Origin of the sequence: Streptomyces sp. NPDC058246 (genome assembly GCF_042881985.1) — a bacterium.
Taxonomy (GTDB): Bacteria; Actinomycetota; Actinomycetes; order Streptomycetales; family Streptomycetaceae; genus Streptomyces.
The window spans coordinates 157,309-179,541 of record NZ_JBHVWZ010000002.1; the positions used below are offsets into that span (position 1 = coordinate 157,309).

The 22,233-nt window shown below is 71.2% G+C and carries 17 protein-coding genes and 1 riboswitch; of the genes, 9 read left to right on the top strand and 8 right to left on the bottom strand.

Features of this window, described 5'->3' with window-relative positions; all coding sequences use genetic code 11:
• Positions 1 to 49 precede the first annotated feature (49 nt).
• Both ACFVXA_RS03210 and fahA read right to left on the bottom strand, forming a co-directional pair.
• Entirely contained in the window at positions 50 to 829 is a 780-nt protein-coding gene (locus ACFVXA_RS03210) for a GntR family transcriptional regulator (protein ID WP_362018674.1), read from the bottom strand.
• A gap of 435 nt (positions 830 to 1,264) precedes the next feature.
• Complete coding sequence (fahA, locus tag ACFVXA_RS03215) at positions 1,265 to 2,488, bottom strand: fumarylacetoacetase (protein WP_390023649.1); 1,224 nt, start codon at positions 2,486 to 2,488, stop codon at positions 1,265 to 1,267.
• 275 nt (positions 2,489 to 2,763) lie between these two features.
• Here fahA and ACFVXA_RS03220 point away from each other — a divergent pair, with 275 nt between their 5' ends.
• The 3 genes from ACFVXA_RS03220 (at position 2,764) to ACFVXA_RS03230 (ending at position 6,526) form a co-directional block, all read left to right on the top strand.
• Entirely contained in the window at positions 2,764 to 4,068 is a 1,305-nt protein-coding gene (locus tag ACFVXA_RS03220; RefSeq protein WP_362018678.1) for an ATP-grasp domain-containing protein, read from the top strand.
• A 27-nt stretch (positions 4,069 to 4,095) separates the two neighbouring features.
• The gene (locus ACFVXA_RS03225; RefSeq protein WP_383736417.1) at positions 4,096 to 5,337 is read left to right on the top strand and encodes an FAD-dependent oxidoreductase; all 1,242 of its coding nucleotides are present in this window, start codon (positions 4,096 to 4,098) and stop codon (positions 5,335 to 5,337) included.
• 289 nt (positions 5,338 to 5,626) lie between these two features.
• Positions 5,627 to 6,526: an HAD family hydrolase gene (locus ACFVXA_RS03230; protein WP_383736415.1), complete on the top strand. Its 900-nt coding sequence runs from the start codon at positions 5,627 to 5,629 to the stop codon at positions 6,524 to 6,526.
• Here ACFVXA_RS03230 and ACFVXA_RS03235 read toward each other — a convergent pair.
• From ACFVXA_RS03235 to ACFVXA_RS03245, 3 genes are all read right to left on the bottom strand, one after another.
• Complete coding sequence (locus ACFVXA_RS03235) at positions 6,520 to 7,263, bottom strand: transglycosylase SLT domain-containing protein (protein WP_362018684.1); 744 nt, start codon at positions 7,261 to 7,263, stop codon at positions 6,520 to 6,522. The genes ACFVXA_RS03230 and ACFVXA_RS03235 overlap by 7 nt on opposite strands.
• Before the next feature lie 3 nt (positions 7,264 to 7,266).
• Positions 7,267 to 7,429, bottom strand: a riboswitch (cyclic di-AMP (ydaO/yuaA leader).
• Positions 7,430 to 7,880: 451 nt separating this feature from the next.
• Positions 7,881 to 9,878 (bottom strand): CocE/NonD family hydrolase, encoded by a 1,998-nt coding sequence (locus tag ACFVXA_RS03240; RefSeq protein ID WP_390023652.1) that lies wholly within the window; start codon positions 9,876 to 9,878, stop codon positions 7,881 to 7,883.
• Positions 9,879 to 9,897: 19 nt separating this feature from the next.
• A complete protein-coding gene (locus ACFVXA_RS03245; RefSeq protein ID WP_390023654.1) occupies positions 9,898 to 10,926 on the bottom strand; it encodes a hypothetical protein in 1,029 nt (342 codons plus the stop codon).
• Positions 10,927 to 11,352: 426 nt separating this feature from the next.
• Here ACFVXA_RS03245 and ACFVXA_RS03250 point away from each other — a divergent pair, with 426 nt between their 5' ends.
• The 5 genes from ACFVXA_RS03250 to ACFVXA_RS03270 all read left to right on the top strand — a co-directional run bounded on the left by ACFVXA_RS03250 (position 11,353) and on the right by ACFVXA_RS03270 (position 17,042).
• Positions 11,353 to 12,363: a polyprenyl synthetase family protein gene (locus ACFVXA_RS03250; protein WP_362018690.1), complete on the top strand. Its 1,011-nt coding sequence runs from the start codon at positions 11,353 to 11,355 to the stop codon at positions 12,361 to 12,363.
• A 271-nt stretch (positions 12,364 to 12,634) separates the two neighbouring features.
• Positions 12,635 to 13,678: a CHRD domain-containing protein gene (locus ACFVXA_RS03255; RefSeq protein ID WP_390023656.1), complete on the top strand. Its 1,044-nt coding sequence runs from the start codon at positions 12,635 to 12,637 to the stop codon at positions 13,676 to 13,678.
• A gap of 243 nt (positions 13,679 to 13,921) precedes the next feature.
• A complete protein-coding gene (locus ACFVXA_RS03260; protein ID WP_390023658.1) occupies positions 13,922 to 15,130 on the top strand; it encodes an outer membrane lipoprotein carrier protein LolA in 1,209 nt (402 codons plus the stop codon).
• A 33-nt stretch (positions 15,131 to 15,163) separates the two neighbouring features.
• Positions 15,164 to 16,165: an ABC transporter ATP-binding protein gene (locus ACFVXA_RS03265; protein ID WP_383904594.1), complete on the top strand. Its 1,002-nt coding sequence runs from the start codon at positions 15,164 to 15,166 to the stop codon at positions 16,163 to 16,165.
• Entirely contained in the window at positions 16,152 to 17,042 is an 891-nt protein-coding gene (locus ACFVXA_RS03270) for an ABC transporter permease (RefSeq protein WP_383904596.1), read from the top strand. Before ACFVXA_RS03265 ends, ACFVXA_RS03270 begins: the two co-directional genes overlap by 14 nt.
• 3 nt (positions 17,043 to 17,045) lie before the next feature.
• Here the strand turns inward: ACFVXA_RS03270 and ACFVXA_RS03275 are convergent, their stop codons facing one another.
• Together ACFVXA_RS03275 and ACFVXA_RS03280 are read right to left on the bottom strand one after the other, a co-directional pair.
• Positions 17,046 to 17,648 (bottom strand): flavodoxin family protein, encoded by a 603-nt coding sequence (locus ACFVXA_RS03275; protein ID WP_383736391.1) that lies wholly within the window; start codon positions 17,646 to 17,648, stop codon positions 17,046 to 17,048.
• Between the two features lie 195 nt (positions 17,649 to 17,843).
• On the bottom strand, positions 17,844 to 20,711 hold the full coding sequence (locus tag ACFVXA_RS03280; RefSeq protein WP_390023660.1) for a hypothetical protein: 2,868 nt from the start codon (positions 20,709 to 20,711) through the stop codon (positions 17,844 to 17,846).
• Positions 20,712 to 20,755: 44 nt separating this feature from the next.
• Between ACFVXA_RS03280 and ACFVXA_RS03285 the strand changes: the two genes are divergently transcribed.
• Positions 20,756 to 21,310: a hypothetical protein gene (locus ACFVXA_RS03285; protein WP_383904602.1), complete on the top strand. Its 555-nt coding sequence runs from the start codon at positions 20,756 to 20,758 to the stop codon at positions 21,308 to 21,310.
• Positions 21,311 to 21,563: 253 nt separating this feature from the next.
• On the opposite strand, the gene ACFVXA_RS03290 is transcribed toward ACFVXA_RS03285, so the two are convergent.
• On the bottom strand, positions 21,564 to 22,115 hold the full coding sequence (locus ACFVXA_RS03290) for an NUDIX domain-containing protein (protein ID WP_362018706.1): 552 nt from the start codon (positions 22,113 to 22,115) through the stop codon (positions 21,564 to 21,566).
• Positions 22,116 to 22,233 lie beyond the last annotated feature (118 nt).

The window sequence follows — 22,233 nt, forward strand, 5'->3', positions numbered from 1 at the left end:
CCTGCGGGGAAGGGTGGGGTCGGGCGGAGTGGGGTCGGGCGGGGTGGGGTCAGCGCGCGCGGCGGAGTTGACCGCTCATCGTGATGCGGTCGCCGCGGAAGCGGATGAACTCCAGGTCGACGGGGCGGCCGTCGGCGAGGTGCGTCAGGCGTTCCAGCATGAGTACGGCGGTGCCGCGCGGGGCCTGCAGTACGGCAGCGGAGTGCACGTCCGCGTTCACGGCCTCCAGGGTGATGTCGGCGTGCCCGAGGGGCTGCCCGGCGATGGCTTCCAGGAGGCGGAAGACATCGGTGTTCTCCAGATCGGCACCCAGCAGGGCGGCGCCGAGGTCGAGGGGGATGTAGGTGAGGTCGAGGGAGAGGGGGAGGCCGTCGAGGCGGCGCAGACGTTCGATGTACAGGACGTCGGAGCCGGGGGCGATGCGGAGGCGGTCGGCCACCGGGGCGGGCGCGGCCACGGGGCCGACGGTGCGGACTTCGTTGGTGACCTGGCCGTGTTCGCGCAGGGTCTCCGCGAGTCCCATCAATCGGTCGAGTCCGTGCGGGTACTTCTGGGCGACGACGACCGTGCCGACGCCGGGGAGCCGTTCCACCAGGCCCTCCGCGCGGAGCAGGTCGAGGGCTTGGCGGACGGTGTTGCGCGAGGCGCGGTAGTCGGTGCCGATGGCGGCCTCGTGCGGCAGGGTGCCGTCCGGGAAGCCGCCGGTCAGCACCTGGTGGCGGAGCAGGTCGGCGAGTTGCCGGGCCCGGTCGGCGCGCAGTCGACGCCGGTGGGCGGCGACGGTGGTCGCGCCCTGGCCGGCGTGGTCTCGGATGCGGTCGGTGGGCATGCGTCGGACGATACCGACGGGGGGTCTGGCGTGGTGTTGCCGGAGTGTTGCGCCACCTGTGGGGGCGGTCGAGGCCGTTCTGACCTGGGTTTTTCCGGCGCCGCCCGCAAGATCTGCCACCGCTGGGGCGATCCGGTGATGGGGAGTGGGGGTGGCTCGCGGGAGCGCGTGCGGGTGGGTGGGGCTTGGGGGGTGTTCGCCCCCTCCGCCCCTGCCCTCCCCCAGGCTCTCGGCTTCGCTCGAGCAGGGGGGCGCGGTCTGAGGGCTGCGCCCCCAGACCCCCGTATCGCGCTTCGCGCTCGTCCTCAAACGCCGGCCAGCCCAAGACGCGCCGGCCGGCGCAAGACTCTCCGGCCGGCGCAAGATTCTCCGGCCGGCGCAACACTCTCCGGCCGGCGCAAGACGCTCCGTACGAGCTAGGACTCTCCGGCCGGCCTAGGACTCTCCGGCCGGGCTGAGAATTCGGCCCCTCACCTCGCCCAGGCCCACCCGTGTCCCGCCCGGGCCCGGGGCCCATGCCGTCAGGGTGACCTCGTCGCCGTCCTCCAGGAAGGTGCGCTTGCCGTCGGGGAGTTCGAGGGTGTCGCGGCCGTTCCAGGTGAGTTCGAGGAGGGAACCGCGTTCGGACTCCGAGGGGCCGCTGACGGTGCCCGAGCCGTAGAGGTCGCCGGTGCGCAAGGAGGCGCCGTTGACCGTCATGTGGGCCAGTTGCTGGGCGGCCGTCCAGTACATGGTGGAGAAGGGGGGTTCGGAGACGACGTGGCCGTTGATCGCTACGGAGATGCGGAGGTCGTAGCCGCCGGGGTCGTCGGAGGAGTCGTCGAGGTAGGGGAGGAGGGGGTGGGTGCGGGCCGGGGGTGCGACCCGGGCGTCGTCCAGGGCGTCGAGAGGGGTGATCCACGCCGACACCGAGGTGGCGAAGGACTTGCCCAGGAAGGGGCCGAGGGGGACGTACTCCCAGGCCTGGATGTCGCGTGCCGACCAGTCGTTGAGGAGGCAGAGGCCGAAGACGTGGTCGCGGAAGGCGGCGAGCGGGACGGGCGTGCCCATGGCCGAGGGAGTGCCGACCACGAAGCCGACCTCCGCCTCGATGTCCAGGCGGACGGAGGGGCCGAAGAGGGGGGCGGGGTCGGCGGGCGCCTTGCGCTGGCCCGAGGGACGGACGACCTCCGTGCCGGACACCACGACCGTGCCCGAGCGGCCGTGATAGCCGATCGGCAGGTGCTTCCAGTTGGGGGTGAGGGAGTCGGCGGCGTCGGGGCGGAAGATCTGGCCGACGTTCCTGGCGTGGTTCTCGGAGGCGTAGAAGTCGACGTAGTCCGCCACGTCGAAGGGGAGGTGCAGGGTCACCTCGGAGAGGGGGTGGAGATGAGGTGCGAGGGTCTCCCGGTGGGCCGGGACCGTCACCCAGCCGGTGAGCGCGCGCCGGACGTCGGACCAGGCGGTGCGGCCCGCCGCGAGCAGCGGGTTCAGGGTCGGTTGCGCCAGCAACTCGGCGTACGGGGAGCCGAGCGCCCGGGCCGCCGCGCCCGCGTCGAGTACGTGGTCGCCGAGCCTGACGCCGATGGTTCGCTCAGACGAGCCGGCCCGGGAGAACACGCCGTACGGAAGATTGTGCGGGCCGAAGGGATCGCCCTCGGGAACATCGAAGGGGGGCATCGGGTGGTGCCTCGCTTTCGGTCTCGTGCTCGGTTTCCTGCTCGGTTCGTACTGGAATTCGTACGCGCCGAGTGATCCATGTGTTCCGTGTGGTCGGGGCACACGTTACGGGGGAGTGACCGTGCTGTGGCAGTGCCTAAAGAGTTTGCAATGTCCGAAATAGCCTTGTCGGACGTGGCAATTCCGGCTTAGCGTCCTTTGGGGGACACGGACGGGGTGGGTCCGGTCCGTAGGGGGGACGCGTGGGGGGACCCGTGGCCAGGAGCTCCAGCAGTGTGCCGGTCGACGCCGACCGGGACGTTCCGGGGCTCATCGTGAAGTTCGGCGACTACCCGTTGCACCACGGCGGAGTGGGAGCCATCCGCAGCCTGGGCCGGCTCGGCATACCGATGTATGCGATCACGGAGGACCGTTACACGCCCGCCGCGTCCTCGCGCTATCTGCGTCGCGCCTTCGTCTGGCCGACCACCGGGACGGAGGAACCGGAGCGGCTCGTCGAGGGGTTGCAGCGCATCGGTCGCCGGATCGGCCGGCCGACGGTCCTCGTCCCGACGGACGAAGAGGCCGCCGTGCTGATCGCCGAACACGAGGACGAGCTCCGGGACCGCTTCCTCTTCCCGCGGGTGGACGCAAAGCTCCCGCGCCGCCTCGCCAGCAAGCAGGGGCTGCACGAACTCTGCGTGGAACACGGCATCCCGAGCCCCGCGGCGGCCTTTCCGCAGTCGTACGAGGAGATCGCGGCGTTCGCCGAGAAGGCGCGCTTCCCGGTCGTCGCCAAGAACCGCGAGGCCTTCGTGCGCCGCAGCCGCCCCGCGGTGAACGGAACGACGAAGATCGCGACCCGCGAGGGGCTTCTGACACTCGCTCGGGACTGGGGGCCGCGACCGGGCGTGATTCTCCAGGAGTACCTGCCGAGGGAGGAGGCGGAGGACTGGATCGTGCACGCGTACTTCGACGCGGAATCGACGCCGCTCGCGATGTTCACGGGCGTGAAAGTCCGCTCCTGGCCGCCGCACGCGGGAATGACGGCGAATGCGTACGTCGTCGACAATCCGGAACTCGCGGACCTCGCCGCGCGTTTCATCAAACAGATCGGCTTCAGCGGCGTCATCGACCTGGACCTGCGCTTCGATCGGCGCGACGGGCAGTACAAGCTCCTTGACTTCAACCCACGGATGGGCGCGCAGTTCCGGCTCTTCGAGAGCGAGTCGGGGATCGACGTCGTCCGTGCCATGCATCTGGACCTGACCGGGCGCACCGTTCCAGAGGGGGAACAGCGCGCCGGCCACCGGTACATCGTGGAGAACATCGACCTGCCGGCCCTGCTCGCCTACCGGCGCAGTGGCTATACGACCCCGCACGCGCCGGCTCGCGCGAGCGGTACGGAGCTGGCCTGGCTCGCGGGTGACGACCTGCGGCCGTTCTTCACGATGCTCGCGCGCTTCGTGCGGCCGGGCGCGAAGCACCTGTATCAGCTGTGGCGGACCAACCGCCGTGGCAGCAGCAACAGTTACACCAGCTACGACAGTTCCAGCAGTTCCAGCAGTTCCAGCAGTTCCAGCAGTTCCAACGCGAAGTAGACGTAGTACGTCCTGGGGAGGGACTTCGTGAACCATCCGGTAGCAGTCATCGGTGCCGGGCCATTCGGCCTGTCCACCGCCGCCCATCTGCGGGCGCGTGGTGTCCCGGTGCGTGTCTTCGGCGAGCCCATGGTGAGCTGGCGCGATCACATGCCCGAGGGCATGATTCTCAAGTCGACCCCGGCCGCCTCCAGTATCGACGCCCCGCAGGCGGGGCACACGCTCCTCGACTACTGCGACGCGGCGGGGATACCGCGGCTGGTCACGGATGAGGACATCATCCCGATCGAGACGTTCATCGCGTACGGGGAGTGGTTCCAGCAGAAGCTGGTGCCCGAGCTGGAGCGGGTGCGGGTCGTCTCGGTCGACCGCAAGGGCGGCCGTGGCGCCTCCAGCGCCTCTGGCGGCTCTGGCGGCTTCGAGGGGTTTGAACTCAAGCTGGACTCGGGGGAGTTGTTCACCGCGCGGGCGGTGGTGGTGGCCACCGGGCTGTCCGGGTTCGCCCACCTGCCTCCCGAGCTCGCGGGTGCGGCAGCCGACGGACCCACCCCCACGGGGCCGGTCTCCCACAGCTCCCAGAACCATGACCTGACCCGGTTCTCCGGGAAAGAACTGATCGTCGTCGGAGCGGGGCAGTCGGCGCTGGAGACGGCGGCGCTCGCGGCGGAGGCGGGTGCCCAGGTGCGGGTGGTGTCCCGCGGCAAGGGTGCCGTCGCCTTCGGCGCCGCCCCGTGGCAGCAGCCGAAGCTGCGCCCCGAGTCGCCCTTCGGGCGCGCCTGGTCCCTGTGGGCGCTCAGCTACTACCCGCAGCCTTACCGCTACCTGCCCGCCCAAGCCCGGCACTACCTGGTCCGCCGGGTGCTCGGTCCGCTCGGTGCCTGGTGGCTGCGCGACCGGTTCGAGGGCAAGGTCACCGTTCGCGAGATCGACCGGATCGTCGGCGCCGGGGCCCCGGAGGGCAGCCCCGTCCTCTCCGTCCGGACCCACGGCGGCCGGGTCGAGGAGCTCTCCGCCGACCACGTCATAGCCGCCACCGGCTATCGCGTCGACCTCGCCGCGATGGACTTCCTCGGGCATGAGCTGCGCACCGAGCTTGCGGTCAGCCGGGGTACGCCGAAACTCGGCGCGGGCTATCGGTCCTCCGTGCCCGGGCTGTACTTCACGGGGCTGCCCGCGGCGGCCTCGTACGGGCCGGTGATGCGGTTCGTGTGCGGGACGGAGTTCGCCTCACCGCGGTTGGCGAAGCACTTGGTCGCCGCGCACAGGTGAGGTGGGGCCAGGGGGCGCCCTTTGCGATGCGGGTGCGCCCCCTGATCTCCGGTCAGCGCCCCGGCCGTCGGCCGTCCTTGGGAGTCAGGACTCCTTGGAGAGGGTCCAGGCGCCCGAGCTTCTCGGTGGGGCGTCACGCCCAAAACCGCTCCGGGTAAGTCGGTATGGGTCGAAGTGGATGCCGTACGGCCGCTGCCGCCCGTGCGGTGAACGGCGTTGCGGACGGGATACCGGACGTCGTCCGGTTCACGCCGGGCCGATGAGGCGTTCGATCCGTATTCTTCGGATCATGGCCGCTCCGACTGCATATTCACTCATCGCCACTGACCTGGACGGAACGCTGCTGCGCGGCGACGACACACTCTCCGACCGGTCGCGCGCCGCGCTGGCGAGAGCCACGGCCGAGGGAGCCCGGCATCTGGTGGTGACGGGACGGCCGGCGCCGAGGGTCCGGCCGCTCCTCGACGAACTCGGCGGCGAGGGACTGGCGGTGTGCGGGCAGGGGGCGCAGTTGTACGACGCCGGGGCGCACCGTCTGCTGTGGTCGGTGACCCTGGACAGGGAGCTGGCGGAGACCGCGCTCGGCAAGATCGAGGCGGAGGTCGGGATGCTCTACGCGGCGGTCGACCAGGACGGCGTGGACGGCCTGACGCTGATCGAGCCGGGGTATGTGATGCCGCACCCGACGCTTCCGGCGGTACGGGTGCGGCGGCGCGACGACCTCTGGACGGAGCCGATCAGCAAGGTGTTGCTGCGTCACCCGTCCTTGTCCGACGACGAGTTGGCGGCGGCGGCGCGGGGAGTGGTCGGTTCGCTGGCGACGGTCACCATGTCGGGGCCGGGCACCGTCGAACTCCAGCCATGTGGCGTGACCAAGGCGACGGGGCTCGCCCTGGCCGCGGAGTACCTCGGGCTCAGCCCCGCCGCCACCCTCGCCTTCGGTGACATGCCCAACGACATCCCCATGTTCGACTGGGCCGCCCGCGGTGTCGCCATGGCCAACGCCCACCCCGAACTCAAGGCGGTGGCCGACGAGGTGACTTTGTCCAACGAGGAGGACGGAATCGCGGTCGTGCTCGAGCGCCTCTTCGGAGCCCGGGCGATGGGCCAGGAGACGGTCCAGGAGACGGCCCGGCCGAAAGCCTGGGAGAAGGCCCGGGCGACGGCCGGGGGGAACGTGTCTCAGTAGGCGCCGTTGACGTTGTCGATCGAGCCGTACTTCGCCGCCGCGTAGTTGCAGGCGGCCGTGATGTTCGCGACCGGGTCGTAGGGGTCCATCGCGGTGCCGGCGACGTGGTAGGCGGCGAAGGTCGGGTCGATGACCTGGAGGAGACCCTTGGACGGGATACCGGCGGCGGCGTTGGAGTCCCAGTTGTTGATGGCCCGGGGGTTGCCCGACGACTCGCGCATGACGTTGCGGTGGATGCCGTTGTAGGTGCCCGGTATGCCCGCCTTGGCCATGATGTCCAGGGACTGCCTGATCCAGCCGTCGAGGTTGTTGGCGTACGTCTTGGCGGAGGCCTGGGTGGCCGTGGTCGCGTTCGTCGTCTTGCTCGCCACGGTCGACTTGAGGGTCTTCGTGCCCACCGTCAGTGTCAGGCCCGGGCGGAGCAGTGCCGGGTTGCTGCCGATGACCGCTCTGTTCGCCTCGTACAGCTTCTTCCAGCCGCCGCTCGTGGGGTTCTTCTGGGCGATCTTGGTCAGGGTGTCGCCCGCGACCACCTTGTAGGTGATGAGCTGGACGTCGGGGATCGTGGCCGTGGCGGTCTTCGCGACCTGTGCCGGCGCCTGTGTGGGCTGAGCGGCGTGCGCGCCGGTGGCGCTCACGAGCGGAAGTGCGAGCGCGACTCCGCTCGTGCCTGCGGCGACCATGCCGCGGGTGAGAGGGCTGGTTCTGGGGCGGCGGTGCTTGCCTCGTGCGGGCATGACGTATTTCCTCTCCGGCGCCTGCGAGGTGAGCTGTCGGGTTCGGGCGGGAGGTGCCCGGCCGCGCTGGGGGGCGCGGCTTCACCCCAAGCCGTTCCGGTGTCCCGGGACGGCGGCTTACCTGGGTCCCCCGCTCCTGCCGTGCGTGCATGGGTGGGTGGGTTTCCGGGCGGCGGCAGGATTCGGCGATCCGCTCGGATCGGGGCGAACGTATGCGAGAGCACATGTCGGGAACAAGGTCTGATTTCGCGGCGAAGATCGCTTTCGCCTGCATAAGGGCAGGGTAAAAGGTCCGTTTGTGCCGGAATTCGATCCTCAACTTGCCTTTAGCAAAGGGGGAGTCGATGGGGGTGCTGAAAAGCCCTACTTATTCCCGGCGTGACCCAATTCACGCGACCAAGCCCAATCAAAGCGGCGAGTCGGCCAATTCGGGCATTACGGTTCGAGCCTTCGGGCGGTTCCCCGGCTCCCGGCTGGCTCCCGGCTGGCTCCCAGCCGGCGCCCAGTCGACCCCGGGCAGGTCTATCGGGTGCCCAGTCGGCCCCGGATGCGTCCTGGCCGGCTCCCGGTCGGCCCCCGGTAGGTCCTGGCCGGCGCCCAGTCGGCCCCAGCGGGTCCTAGCCCGCCGTCCGCCGGATCCTCTTCTCCCACGTCCGATGGAAGACCACCTCGCCGCCGTCCTTGCAGATCACCTCGTCGGAGGTGATGAAGTGCTCGGCGTCGCAGGTGATTTCGGATGTTGTCGTGATGTGCGCGTCCCAGGGCAGGTCGGGGCGGTGGAGGCGGATCGACCAGGTCGAGCGGGCGCGGGCCGAGAGGGGGTCCGACTCGTCGATCGTGTACGTCTCCTGGGCGTCCTCGGTGTATTCGAGGCCGTCGGGGTGCACGTGGGTGCCCCCGTAGCGCGGGTCGACGTCCAGGCGCCAGGTGCCGGCGGCCACGTCGCGGACGACCAGGCGTTCCGGTCGGGGTTCGTCCAGCGTCGCCGGGACGGCCACGCCGAGGGGTTCGGCCTCCTCCGGTTCCTCGAAGGTGAGGGTGGGCGTCGACTCCCGTGCCCTTACCGGGAGTTCGAGGCTGCTGGCCGTCGGGTCCAGCGTGAAGCCGGCCTCGGAGCCCGGCTGGGGCCAGATCCAGGGCCAGTACGCGGAGGAGACGGCGAGGCGGATGCGGTGGCCCGGCGGGAACGCGTACCCGATGGCGTTCAGATCGAAAACCACGTCCTCCGTAGTGCCCGGTTTCCAGGGAACCGCCTGGTCGCGGCCATGGCGTGCTGACAGGTTCAGGACACCTCGGGTGACGAGTGTGGAGGCTCCGCCGGGGGCCACGTCGCAGAGGCGGGCGATCACCTGGCCCCGCGGGACCGGCGACGTCAGCCGCAGACGGACCTGAGGTCGGCCCAACACCCAGGTTTCCTCAGGCACTTCGAATTCGAAGCACGCGGACCTCGCGTCCTCCTCCCGCTGGTCCGGCGGCAGATCCGCGTCGTTCCCGAAGGGGGTGAAGCGGCCCGCGTCCACCCCCGTGTGCTGCGGGGAACGGACCAGGACCGGCGCCCCCCGGAGCGCGTACGAGACGGGGTTCACGGCGGGCGAGGGCCAGCCGGGGTCGCCCACCCAGCGGCCCGGAAGCTCCGGGTACACCGTCGCCGGGGGATGCGCGTCCATCACGTACGAGCGGAGGACGGGGGTGGACAGGGCTCCTGTGTCGATGCCCTTCAGGTGGTGGTCCCACCAGCGCAGGGTCTCCTGGAGGAAGCCGATCGCCGGGCCGGGCGGCAGGCCCCGGTCGGGGTACTGGTGAGACCAGGGGCCGATCAGGCCTCGTACCCGATCGGAGGGCAGGTTCTCGACCAGGCGCAGCACGGTGTCCCGGTACGGGTCGTGCCAGCCGCCGACCGCGAGGACCGCCGCCCGGATCGCGCCGTAGTCCTCGCAGACGCTGCCGTGCCGCCAGTACGCGTCCCGGGTCTGGTGGGAGAGCCAGGTGTGGACGTACGGGGCCACGGCCTCCAGGCGTTTCACCCACAGGTCGCGCCACATCACCTGGCCCACGTGCACCGGGTCCGGCGGGCGGGAGACGAAGGCGAGCATGGTGGCCGCCCAGGCGTGCATGTCGACGGCGAGGACGGAACCTCCCATGTAGTGCACGTCGTTGTCGTAGCGGTCGTCCGTCGAGCAGACCGTGACGATCGCCTTGAGCGGCTCGGGCGCGAGGGCCGCGATCTGGAGGGAGTTGAAGCCGCCCCAGGAGATGCCGAACATGCCGACCTTGCCGGTGCACCAGGGCTGGGACGCGAGCCAGTTGACGACCTCCACCCCGTCGGCCAGCTCCACCGCCGAGTACTCGTCGGTCGGCATGCCCTCCGAGTTGCCGTGCCCGCGCACGTCCACGCGCACGGAGGCATAGCCATGGCCCGCGTACCAGGGGTGGCGTTGCCAGTCGCGGGGCGCGGTCCAGTCCGTGAGGCGGTGGGGGAGGTATTCGAGGAGCGCGGGTACGGGTTCGTCGGTCAGCGGGCGCCAGACGCGGGCGTACAGGCGGGTGCCGTCCGCGAGCGGGATCCAGATGTCCTCGTGAGTGGTCTCGTACGGGAAGGACGTACGGATGTGCATGAGCGTCACCCCAGTGGCTTCAGTGGACCGGGTGCATCGTGCGGCGCAGCCACGGGGCGAGGGCCACGAGGGCCATCACGGCCAGGCCCGCGGCCACCGCGATCGCACCGTTGACGCCGGAGCAGGCGGGCTCGGAGACGTCGTCGTACCGCTTCACCGTCTGGGCCTGGATGCCGCCTGCGAGGGCGAGGGACAGGAACCAGAGGGACATGGTCTGGCCGGCGAAGGCGGCGGGGGCGAGTTTCGTGGTGGCGGACATACCGGAGGTCTCCAGGAGGACGTCGCCGAGGCCGAGCAGCGGATACGGGCCGACGATCCACCAGGCCGACATCAGGTCGTCGTCGCTGTCACCCCTCTGGCCGCTCTGGCCGCTGTGGCCCCTGGTCCGCAGCGCCATCAGGAGGAAGGACAGGCAGCCGAGGGCGACCCCGATCGCGACCCCGACCCCGACCCCGACCCCGATCGAGGCGTGCGGCCGGCTGTGGCCCATCCGGACCCGGAGCGCGGCGACCACCGGCGCGAGGGCGAATTCCGCCGCGTTCCTGCGTCCGGCCAGGTGACGACGGGCCGCCGCGTACGGGATCGGACCGGACGTCATGCCGATCGCGGCGGCGGAGAACCCCCGGTCCCGGCCCTGGTGGTCGCCCAGCCGGCCGGTGATCAGGGGGCCCGCGAAGGCGCCGATGTCGATCGCATGGTCGGCAAGCTCTACGCCACCGACGACGACCGCCGCGACGCCGGCTTCGCAGGGCTCGAGCAGGCCGGTGCCCGCGCTGATCAGACCCGGGCCGGCCCAGGTCATGGCGGCCGTGGGGACCGCCTCGCCCACGGCGACACGGGCATGGCCGCGGGCGCGGCGGCGTCGGTCTCGGCCGCCGGTGTCGGCGAAGTAGAGGACCAGGATCGCCCGCATGCCGAGGAACGAGAAGCGCTCCCAGACCTCCAGGCCGGAGAGGGTGAGCAGGCCCCGGGGCCGGCCGAGGAAGGCATGGTCGTCGGCCGGGGGCGGCCGGCTGCCGGGCTCGGTGTCGACGGCGCTTCGGGACACGGGGGTCTGCCTCTTTGCCAGTGGGTACATATACGTTCGTATCGGCTGATCACGAACATACCGTTCGTAATCCGGCACCGCCCGGGTGCGGAAGGGTGCCTGCGGGTCGGGTGTGATGTGCCTGCCGGGCGGACGTGGGGGTGCCTGCGGGTCGGGTGTGATGTGCCTACCGCCCGGGTGCGGAAGGGTGCCTGCCGATCGGGTGTGATGTGCCTACCGGGCGCACGCGGGGGTACCTGCCGGTCGGGTGCGGGGTACCTGCCGCCGGAGCGAAGTCGCGCGAGGGACGGTGGGCGCTCGTGGTGATCGAAACGTGACCGGATACGCTGACTTGAGTGATGGCAGCGACACATCGACAAACCGTGTCATCGACCGAATGATCGACCGAGTTCGCCATGTGATCGTCAGCAGACAGGAGAACCTCTCGTGACCGTCGTCGGGCCGTTCGGGCTGAGCGTGCGGGACCAGGCTCTCGAAGCCGATGTCCAGGCCGGATTGGCGGCTGTCGAGGAGGGTTTGCTCGAAGCCACCAAGAGCGAGGTCCCCTTCATCACGGAAGCCGCCCAACATCTCGTGCGGGCCGGCGGGAAGCGGTTCAGGCCGCTGCTCGTCACGCTCGCCGCGCAGTTCGGTGACCCGTACGCGCCGGGTGTCGTGCCCTCGGCGGTGGTCGTCGAACTGACCCATCTCGCCACGCTGTACCACGACGACGTGATGGACGAGGCGGAGGTGCGGCGCGGGGTGCCCAGCGCCAACACCCGCTGGGGGAACTCGGTGGCCGTCCTCACCGGTGACTTTCTCTTCGCGCGCGCCTCGTACATCCTGGCCGACCTCGGGCCCGAGGCCGTGCGGATCCAGGCCGAGGCGTTCGAACGGCTCGTCACCGGGCAGATCCTGGAGACCGCGGGGCCGCGCGACGGTCGCGATCCCGTCGACCACTACCTCGATGTGCTGAGCGGCAAGACCGGGTCGCTGGTCGCCGTCGCGTGCCGGTTCGGGGCGATGATGTCCGGGGCCGACGAGACGGTCGTGGACGTGCTGACGCAGTACGGGGAGCGGCTGGGGGTCGCCTTCCAGCTCGCGGACGACGTACTGGACATCGCGTCCGACTCGCACGAGTCCGGGAAGACGCCGGGGACGGATCTTCGGGAGGGAATCCCCACGCTGCCGGTGCTGCGGCTGCGGGAGCGGGTGGAGCGGCTCGGACTCGCCGAGGACATCGCGCTCTGCGAGCTGTTGGACTCCGACCTGACCGATGACGCCCGGCATGCCGAGGCGCTCTCCCGGCTGCGGGCCCACCCCGCGCTCGAGCAGGCCCGGCGGGACACCGTGCGGTATGCGGAGGAGGCGCGGGCCGCGCTTGCTCCGTTGCCGGAGTGCGATGCGAAGGCCGCGCTGGTGGAGCTCGTGGACGCGGTGGTGCACCGGGCCGGATGAGGTCCGGGGCTCGCTTCCCGGGCGCCCGGGGGCTTCCTCGGCGCCCCGGGGTTGGGGGCGGCGTGGGTGCGCTCGCCGGCGTCGGCAGGTGCCGCTTTCTTCTTTCTTCGGGACGGATGCCGCCCCTCGCGGCACCCGTGCCCACAGTCACCTTCACGCATGTGACCCACGCCACATGGTTGGATTGAGTCCAGGGTCGGATTCTGTCCGTACTCGTGGTCGGAAGCTGACGCAGGGGGTGTCAGCTGAGATACGGGGAGAAAACAGAATCATGGGATCGAACGCCACGTTCAGCACGCGTCGTAAGAGCCTGATCCTGACCGGTGTCGCGGTGGCCGCCGCGGCCGGTGTGGCCGCCGCCGTCATTCCGGCGGTCGCCGACAGCGGCAGCCGGAGCAAGGGCCACAGCGCGAGCCGCAGTGCGAGCCACAGCGGTGTGAACCACTCCGCGGAGGGCGACCGGACCATCGTCACGCAGAGTGGTGACATGGGGGGCGCCGGCGGCACCCTGCTCGCCACCAGCCTCCGCGGCGCCAACGAGGTGCCCGTCCAGGGCGGCCCCGCCGTCGGCGACCAGGACGGCGCGGCGCTGGAGTTCATCAAGGTCAAGGGCAACAAGGTGTCTGTCGCCGTGACCTGGCGCGGCACCGGTAAGCCGACCCTGCTCCACATCCACCAGGGCGCCAAGGGCACCAACGGCGGCGTCAAGGTCGACTTCAGCAAGCTGCTCGACAAGATCAAGGGACACAGCGTCGTCGGGACCGTCAAGGTCGAGGACGCGGCGCTGCTCGACGCCCTGAAGTCCGACCCCGGTTCGTTCTACGCCAATCTGCACACGGCCGAGTTCCCTGGTGGCGCCGTCCGCGGCCAGCTCCACAAGGTGACCGGCACCTTCGCTTTCCGGCACGCCCTGAACAACTTCCAGGCGTCCGTGGTCAAGGGCAAGCAGATCTACGAGTGCAAGCCGGTCGAGGGCGGCGGCTACGCCTTCGCACAGCGCGACGTCGAGGCCCTGCTCGGCGGCGATATCGCACACTCGTTCGTGAAGCCCAACTCCGGTACGCCGCAGTGGATCGCGCCCGACCACAGCGCGGTCACCGGGGCCGTGCTCTCCAAGACCCCGAACGGCGACAAGAACATCCCTGAGCTGGACCTCAAGGCCACCCAGTCCGGCAAGCACCGCGGCCTGCTGGCCGGGACGCAGGAGATCCTGCGCCTCAACACCGTGGGCGGCGTCGCCCCGGCCGGGTCCTGCTCGCCGGGCGCCATCGCGGGAGTTCCGTACCAGGCGGACTACGTGTTCGTGCAGCGCTGATCAGCGGTTTCGGGCCGCACGGGCGGTGTCTCCGTACACGACCCCTACGGGTCGGGGGAGGCACCGCCTCTTCATGTCATACCGCAGGAGTACGTGAGTTGGGTCCGGGGTCTGACGCTTCTTCCGGGCCGATTTGGTCAGATTGAGAGCACCACTCCTCACCGGTTCGGGTGAGAATGGCGGCACAGGGGTGGAAGAGCGTGAGGACGGTAGGCCGCCGCCGACGACGGAGGTAAGGCACACATGGCACCGTACGAATCCGACGACAGCACGAAGGCCGACGAGGCCGAGGACGTGCGCGCCGGGCGACGCAAGGCCGCGCGATACGTCGTCCCGGTCGCGGTGGTGGGGGTGGCGGCGGCGACCATCGGGCTCGTCCCGGCGCTCGCCGACTCCGGAGACCCCAGTCTGCCGAAGATCACCGCACAGCAGCTCATCGAGAAGATCGCCACGTCGAACGTCCAGCAGGTGTCCGGCACGGTGAAGATCACCACCGATCTCGGACTGCCCGACCTGGGCGGTCTGGAGAGCGGCCTGATGTCCGGCGCCACCAAGGGCGACGGCGGCTCCTCCGCCGACCCGCAGAGCAAGCTCCTGGAGCTCGCCTCCGGCACGCACACGCTGCGTGTCGCCGCCGACGGCCCGGACAAGGGCAAGATCTCCCTCCTGGACAGCGCCGCCGAGTACAGCGTCATCCACAACGGCAACGACGTATGGGCGTACGACAGCAAGTCGAACGAGGTGTACCACTCGACGGCCCCCAAGTCCGAGGGGACGAAGGAGAAGGCGCCGAAGGACGTCCCGGCCACGCCCAAGGAACTGGCCGACGAGGCCCTGAAGTCGGTCGACGACACGACCTCGGTGACCGTCGACGGCACCGCGCACGTCGCCGGCCGTGACGCGTACAAGCTGCTCATCAAGCCGAAGCAGTCCGGCTCCACGGTCGGCGCGATCAGTATCGCGGTGGACGCGAAGACGGGCCTGCCGCTGAAGTTCACGCTGACCCCGACGAGCGGCGGCGCGGCCGTCGTGGACGCGGGCTTCACCAAGGTCGACTTCGCCAAGCCGGCCGCTTCGACGTTCGACTTCACTCCGCCGAAGGGTGCGAAGGTCACCGAGGGGGACAGCGGCGACAAGGCGTCGAAGGACGCCCCGAAGTCCGGCGATGACCTCACCAAGGGCCTCGACGGCCTGAAGACCATCGGCAAGGGCTGGAACTCGATCGCCGAGTTCGACACGGGCGGCAAGGGCGCCCCGTCGGGCTCGTCCGGCAACAGCAACGTCGACGGGTTCCTGAACTCCCTCGGCGACCACGTCACCGGCAAGTTCGGCTCGGGCACGGTCTTCTCCACCCGCCTGGTCAACGCGCTGATCACGGACGACGGCAAGGTGTACGCCGGTGCCGTCACCAAGGACGCGCTGGTGAAGGCGGCCGACGCGGCAGGCAGGTGACCACGGTATGAGCGAGCTGGATTGAGGGAGCCCATGGAGGAACTGTCCGCCGCGGACCCCGGCCTGGTGGACGCCACGGGAGGCGCGATCACCGTGCCCGACGAGGACACGGTGATCGCCACCCGTGCGCTCACCAAGCGCTTCCGCGGCGGGCAGCTCGCCGTCGACGGCCTGGACCTGACGGTCCCGGCGGGCAGCGTCTTCGGCTTCCTCGGGCCGAACGGCTCGGGCAAGACCACCACCATCCGCATGCTGATGGGCCTGATCGAGCCGACCTCCGGCACGGCGCGCGTGCTCGGGCAGCCCATGCCCCGGGCCACCCGCGCCGTGCTTCCGCATGTGGGCGCCCTCATCGAAGGCCCCGCGCTGTACGGCTTCCTCTCCGGACGCGACAACCTCATCCGCTACGACGCCGCCGACCCCACCGCCGACCCGCGCACCCGGCGTGCGCGCGTCGCGGCCGCCCTCGACCGGGTCGGGCTCACCGCCGCGGCGGCCAAGAAGGCGAAGGCGTACTCGCTGGGCATGAAGCAGCGGCTCGGGCTCGCCGCCGCGCTGCTCCAGCCCCGCCGTCTGCTCGTCCTGGACGAACCCACCAACGGCCTGGATCCGCAGGGAATGCGTGAAATCCGTTCCCTGGTCAGGGAGCTGGCCTCGGACGGCACGACCGTCTTCCTCTCCTCGCACCTCCTCGACGAGATCGAGCAGGTGTGCACGCACGCGGCCGTGATGGCGCAGGGCCGGCTCATCACCCAGGGTCCGGTGGCCGAACTCGCGGCGGGTGCGCGGGGACGGCTGGTCGTGACCACCCCCGATCCCGGGGACGCGGCGCGCGTACTGAAGGACCAGGGCGTCGTGGACCTCGTCGTGACGGAGACGGGTGTGACCGCCGAGCCTCCGGACCGCGAGCTCGCCGAGCTGAACGCCGCGCTGGTCACGGCGGGCGTCCGGGTCCGCGGCTTCGGTGTCGAACGGGCCTCGCTGGAGGACGCGTTCGTGGCGCTGACGGGGGAGGGGTTCGATGTCGCGGGGTGAAATCGTGGCGGCCGAGGCTCAGGTCAGGCGGGCGCCGAGCCCGCTGTGGACTTTCGGACTCTTCCGCAGCGAGCTCGTCACCACCTTCCGGCGCTGGCGGACGCTCGCGCTGCTCGGCGTGCTCGCGGCCGTGCCGATCCTCATCGGCATCGCGGTCAAGATCGAGACGGGCGACGGCTCGACGGCGGGCGGTGGCGGCGGCGAAGGGCCCGCGTTCATCTCGCAGATCACCAACAACGGCCTGTTCCTGGTGTTCACGGCGCTGGCCGCGACCCTCCCCTTCTTCCTGCCGATGGCGATCGGTGTCATCGCGGGCGACGCGATCGCGGGCGAGGCGAACGCGGGGACGCTGCGCTATCTGCTGGTCGCGCCCGCGGGCCGTAGCCGCCTGCTGCTGACCAAGTACGCGACCACGATGACGTTCTGCCTGGTCGCGACCTTGGTCGTGGCGGCGTCGGCGCTCATCGTGGGCGCGCTGCTGTTTCCGCTGGGCGAGTTGACCACGATCTCCGGGACCCGGATCAGCTTCGCCGAGGGGCTGGGGCGCGCCCTGCTCATCGCGCTGGTCGTCGCCGCGTCACTGATCGGCGTCGCGGCGCTGGGCCTGTTCATCTCCACCCTGACGAACAGCGGCATCGCGGCGATGGCGACGACCGTCGGCCTGCTCATCACCATCCAGATCCTCGACCAGATCCCCCAGCTGCACGCCCTCCAGCCGTACTTCTTCTCGCACTACTGGCTGTCCTTCGCCGACCTCATGCGCGACCCGGTGTACTGGGACGACCTGGTCCGCGACCTCGGGCTTCAAGGGCTGTACGCCGTCGTGTTCGGGTCGGCGGCGTGGGCACGGTTCACGGCGAAGGACATCACCGCGTAGCCACTACAGCGTGGTCGCCCGCTCGTGCGGGAAGCGGGCGAGCGGAGGCTCCTGCGCGAAGAAGGTCTTCGCGCGCGCCAGCGCCTCGGTGTCGTTCAGTACGTCGCCGCGCGCGCTGCCGTTGCCGAGCAGCACCCCGCCGAAGCGCATCTTCAGGTACGCGGCGGAGTTGTTGAGCGTGCCGATCAGCGGCTCGGCGACCGCCGGCTCCGTGTCCGCGAGCGCGGTGACGCCCCAGAGCGTGCGACCGGCCAGGGTCGCCTTGAAGTCGACACCGGGGGTGCGCAGCCAGCCCGACCAGTAGTCCAGGTAGCGCTTGGTGAGGCTGGAGACCGAGTACCAGTACAGGGGCGAGGCGATCACGATGTCGGTGGCCGCGAGCGTGGCGTCGAGCAGCAGCGCCGGGCCGCTCCCGTCGGGAGAACGCACGTGGTCGCTGTCGCGTCGCAGGTCCACGAAGTCGGGCAGCGGATGCTCGGCGAGGCTCAGCCAGCGCTGCTCGACGTCCGCGGGCAGCTGCTCGGCGGCCTTGCGGGCCAGTATCTCGGTGTTGCCCTCGGAACGGCTGCTGCCGAGCAGGAACAGGAAGCGGCGGTCGTGATTCATGGGTCCCCCTTTGAGTGCGCGTGCGTGCGTCCGTCCACGCGCGTGCGTCCGCGTGTGTCCGTCCACCCGCGTGCGTGCGTGCGTCCGTGTGCGTGCGTCCGCCTCCGCATGTGTGCGCGGCGAACGGCGACTACATGCGTGCACAATATATGCGTACGCATGTAGTCGTCCAGTGGGGTCCATCCGCCCGTGGGGTCATCGGCCGGGCGCGCCACCGCCGCCCGGTTGCTGAGGCCGCGGAACCCGGGGCGCGGGCGCGGCACCTCCGGGCGTGGGACCGGAGGCCGGACCGCCCTTGGGCGCGGCGGCACGACGACCGGACTGGAGCCGGGCGGCACCGGCCAGGGGGTTGGCCGAAGGGGCACCGGAGCCGGGGCTTGCGGAAGGGGTGCCGGGTTTCGGGGGGTTCGGCGCCGAGGGGTTCGCCGTGGGGGGCGCACCTGCCGGTGTCGGGCCCGTCGGGGTGGCGGCCGTGGACGTCTTGCCCGCCGGTGCCGGTGCCGGTGCTGGTGCTGGTGCCGGCCCTGCCGATGAGGTGGCCGTGGGAGGCGGAGCTGCCGGCGCTGGGCTGGCTGATGTCGCGCCCGCCGGTGTGGGCCCCGCTGGTGTCGGGCCCGTCTGCGTGGGACCCGTCTGCGTGGGATCCGCCGGTGTGGGACCCGCTGATGTCGCGCCCGCCGGTGTGGGACCCGCCGGTGTCGCGCCAGCCGGCGTGGGCCCCGTCGGGTTCGGTTCCGGGGGTGTGGTGCCCGGGTCCCCCGGGCCGCCCTCCGTCGCGCGGTGTCTGGCCAGGTGGGAGCCCTGTAGGGCCGTCGCCATGAAGCCGGCCGAGACGTTGCCGCTCTCCGGTGGGGCCGTCTTGGCGTCGAGGGCGCTCAGGCGCGCCATGTCGTCCTGGCCGAAGACGTTGCCGGGCAGCATGCGGGACGCGGCGCCGGTCACGTCGACCGTCTGCTTCCGGCCCTCCGCCTCGAACTCCAGGCGGTAGCCCAGGTACTGGCGGTCCTTGTCGAAGAGAAGCTCCCCGCGGACCTGGCCGCCCGCCTCGCGTGCCCAGGACTCGACGGAGTCGAGGGTCTGCGGGAGCCGGGAGACCCGGCCCAGACAGGCGACGTACGCGTCACCCTCGATACCGAGGGGATGGCCCTGGTCGTCGAGGGCCGCGAGCCGCACCGCGCCGTCGGGCCCCGGCACCGTCCCGACCTCGCCGAGGCGCCGGTCGGAGTAGGTCACCAGCCGGCCGTCACCGCCGTACTCGGCGTCGTGCGCGCGCTGCAGCGCCGTGTACTGGGCGTCGTTCTTGAGCACGAAGGGCGCGTCCTTGCCGACCATGGACACCTTCGCGTCCGGGTTGGCCTGCAGGATGATCTCCGCGTTGGCGATGGCCGCGCCACCGACCCCGGCGATCAGCCAGTCGTTCGCGGCCCGCGGGTCGTAGTCGCCGTCGCCGACCTCGTCGCCCATGAGGACGCGGCCCGGCGCGGCGGCGCGCGCGCGTTCCCAGGCCGCGGTCGCCCGAAGGGTCTCGGCGGCTCCGGCCACGCGCGGGTCGCCGGCGGAGCGGAGGGCGTCGGCCACCTGTGGACCGGCGAGCACGTCGAGCGACGCCGCGGCGCGGCCCTCGCCCTCGGGCAGCCCGAGCAACTGGTCACGCGCCCGCAGCGCCTCGGGCGTACCCGCGGCGGTCAGGTGCTCCGCGAGGACCCCGGTGGCCTCCGGCACGGTCGGCACTTGGCGGTTGGCCCCGGGGATGATCTCGGGCGGGATACCGGTGGCGACGAGCGGGGACCCCAGCACCTCGACCTTGACCGGTGCCGAGCCGTCGGCCGGGGTGATCTGGGCGATCATGCGGCCCTCCGCCCCGACGGCGAGGTCGGCGCGCCCGTCGACGAGCGGACCGCGGGCCGCCGCGGTGTCCTCCCACAGCTGCAGGGCCGGCAACGGCACCCGCTGCTGGGGGTCGGCGAACTGGTACGGGTCGCCCATCCCGCTCTGCCGCAGATGCCGTACCTGATCGGCGGACTGCACGATCGCTTCGATGGGGTCCACGTGCCACCGCCCCCGTCCGTCCACCAGCAGTACGTCTGGGTCGCGTCCGGCGAGTGCGGCACCGCCGCCGATCATGACCTGGCGCTGCGGATACCGTCCCTCGGGCAACGCGGCCTGCTCCGCGCGCAGCTCGTCCAGCGTCCGGCCGCTGAGCGCGGTGCGCTGCTCGGCCACCGCGGCCGCGGCCCGCCCCAGCTCCTCGCGGGGGATCGGCGTGCCGTCGGGGTTCAGACCCGGCAGGGGGACCGACGGGTTCGCGCCCAGCGCGGAGGCCTGCGTCTCCCGCGCCCGAGCGCGAACCTCGCCCAGTGCCCGGGCGTCGGCGGCGCTCAACCGCTCGATGGGGAGGGCCAGTTCGGCCATCGCGTCACGTGCCTCCTCCCGCAGGTGCGGGCGCGCGATGTCCAGGCGTACGTTCGCCGCGTACTGCTCGACGGCGTGCGTGGCGGTGTCGTGGGCCGGTGAACCGGGCCGCAGGCCCGAGTCGTCGATCAGCGCGGAGAACCGGTCGCGGGACTCCTGGCGCTCGGGGGCGCTCACCGACGGCTCGATCATGCGCGTCGCCAGGTAGTTGAACTCGCCGACGCGGCCCAGGTCCTCCTCGGACAGCCGCGGGCGCGCGGGCAGCGCGGTGCCGGCCGCCAGCAGGTTCTCCCGCGGCGCGGTGCCGTTGACGGCGGCCCGGTCGCGTACGGCGAGCAGTTCGCCCACCTCACGGCTCAGCACCTGGCCGATCCGCTCGGGCGGCAGCCGGTCGGAGAGCTGGACGACATAGCGGTCGTACGTGGTGTTGGTGAAGGTCCGCGACAGGCTCCGCTCGGGCAGCGGGGCCGTGTCCAGGCGGATCTCGACCGGTCTGCCCGCGGTGTCGCTCAGCGCGAAGAAGCGCCGCCCGTCCTGTTCGACGAGGCCGCCGCCGTCGCGCAGCCGGTCGGCGTATTGCTCCCGCAGCACGACGGGCAGCGCGGCCTCGGCCTCGGCGAGCAGCCGTCTCTCGTCGGTGCTCAGGTTCACTGACGTTCCCCCGTCCAGTGTCGTGATTCCCGTAGGATCATGACATGTTGATCGCTCGTTCGATGCAGGAAGCGCACCTCTACATGGACCTCCACGCCTGTGTGTGCGGCGCGGAGGAGTTCGATCGACAGCACCGTCTGGAGGACCGGGACGGTGTCCTGGTCACCGTGTACGAGGGCGGGTGCCCGCAGTGCGGTCGCCCGCGCTCGTTCGAGTTCGCGCTGCTCGACGAAGAGCCGCCCGCGCCCCCGGCGTTCGGCGGTCCGGAGCCCTCGCGGATCATCGACCCGGGCGAGTTCCTGTGGATCGGCGACCGGGTGTCGACCGAGTCGGGGCTCAGGCTGCTGAACACGCCGCTCGCCGAGCACCGCGAGATCCGTCCGGCCACCGCGTACGCGATCGCCGCCTTCGAGGAGGTCGCCAAGTTCCTCCCGGACGGCGCCGATCGCATCCCCGAGGACCGGTTCACCTCGGAGCGCGGGCGTGAGGTGTACGCCAAGGACCCGACACGCTTCACCCGCAAGGAGATCGACGCGGCGCTGGAGCTGAAGCGGAAGATCCTCGCGGACATCGACCGGTTCAGCCCGCCCCAGGGCTGACAGGCGCTGCCGCACGACTGACAGGCGCCGGCGCACTGCTGGCGGACGCTGCCGCAGGTCTGACGGGCGCTGGCGTACCGCTGGCGGATGCTGCCGGAGGTCTGACGGGCGCTGGCGTTCAGCTGGCGGATGCTGCCGCAGGTCTGGCAGGCGTCGGCGTACCGCTTGCGGATGCTGCCGCAGGCCTGAAAGGCGCCGGCGCACTGCTGGCGGACGCAACCGCACGGCCCGCCGACGTTTTCGGCGGCCGCGGTCAGGCGCCCAGCAGGGTCGCCCACGCGCCAAGGTCCAGCAGCAACGCCATCACCCCCACCAGCGTCGCGCTGCTCACGATCTCCCGCCGGGCGATCATCCCGGGGATCTCGGCCAGCGGGATCCACTCCAGCCGGTCGGACTCGTTGCGCTCGGTGGGCTCGCCGATCCGTTTCGCTCCGGCCGCGCGGAACACGAAGTGCTGGGAGTCGGTGATCCCGTTCGCCGGCTGCGCGTAAATCAGCTCCCGCATCGATTCCGGGCGCCATCCCGTCTCCTCCTCCAGTTCCCGCGCGGCGGCCTCGACGGGCCGCTCGCCGTCCTCGACCAGGCCCATCGGCAGCTCCCAGGCCCAGGTGTCGGTGACGAAGCGGTGCCGCCACATCATCAGGACGCGCCGCTGATCGTCCACGGCCGCCGTGACCGCGACGTCCCGCAGCCTCACCACGTGATAGGCGCCGCGGGTGCCGTCGGGCTGCTCGACGTCCAGCGAGCGCAGCCGGACCCAAGGCGTGTCGTGCAGGGTGCTTTCACCGTGGACGGTCCATCGCATCGGGTGCCTCCTCTCAGTCCGTGCCCTCACGCCGTGCCCTCAGTCCGTGACCTCAGTCCGTGCCCTCAGGCCGCGCACTCGATCCCGGTGCTGAGCCCTGGCGCTCAGCCCTCGTCGT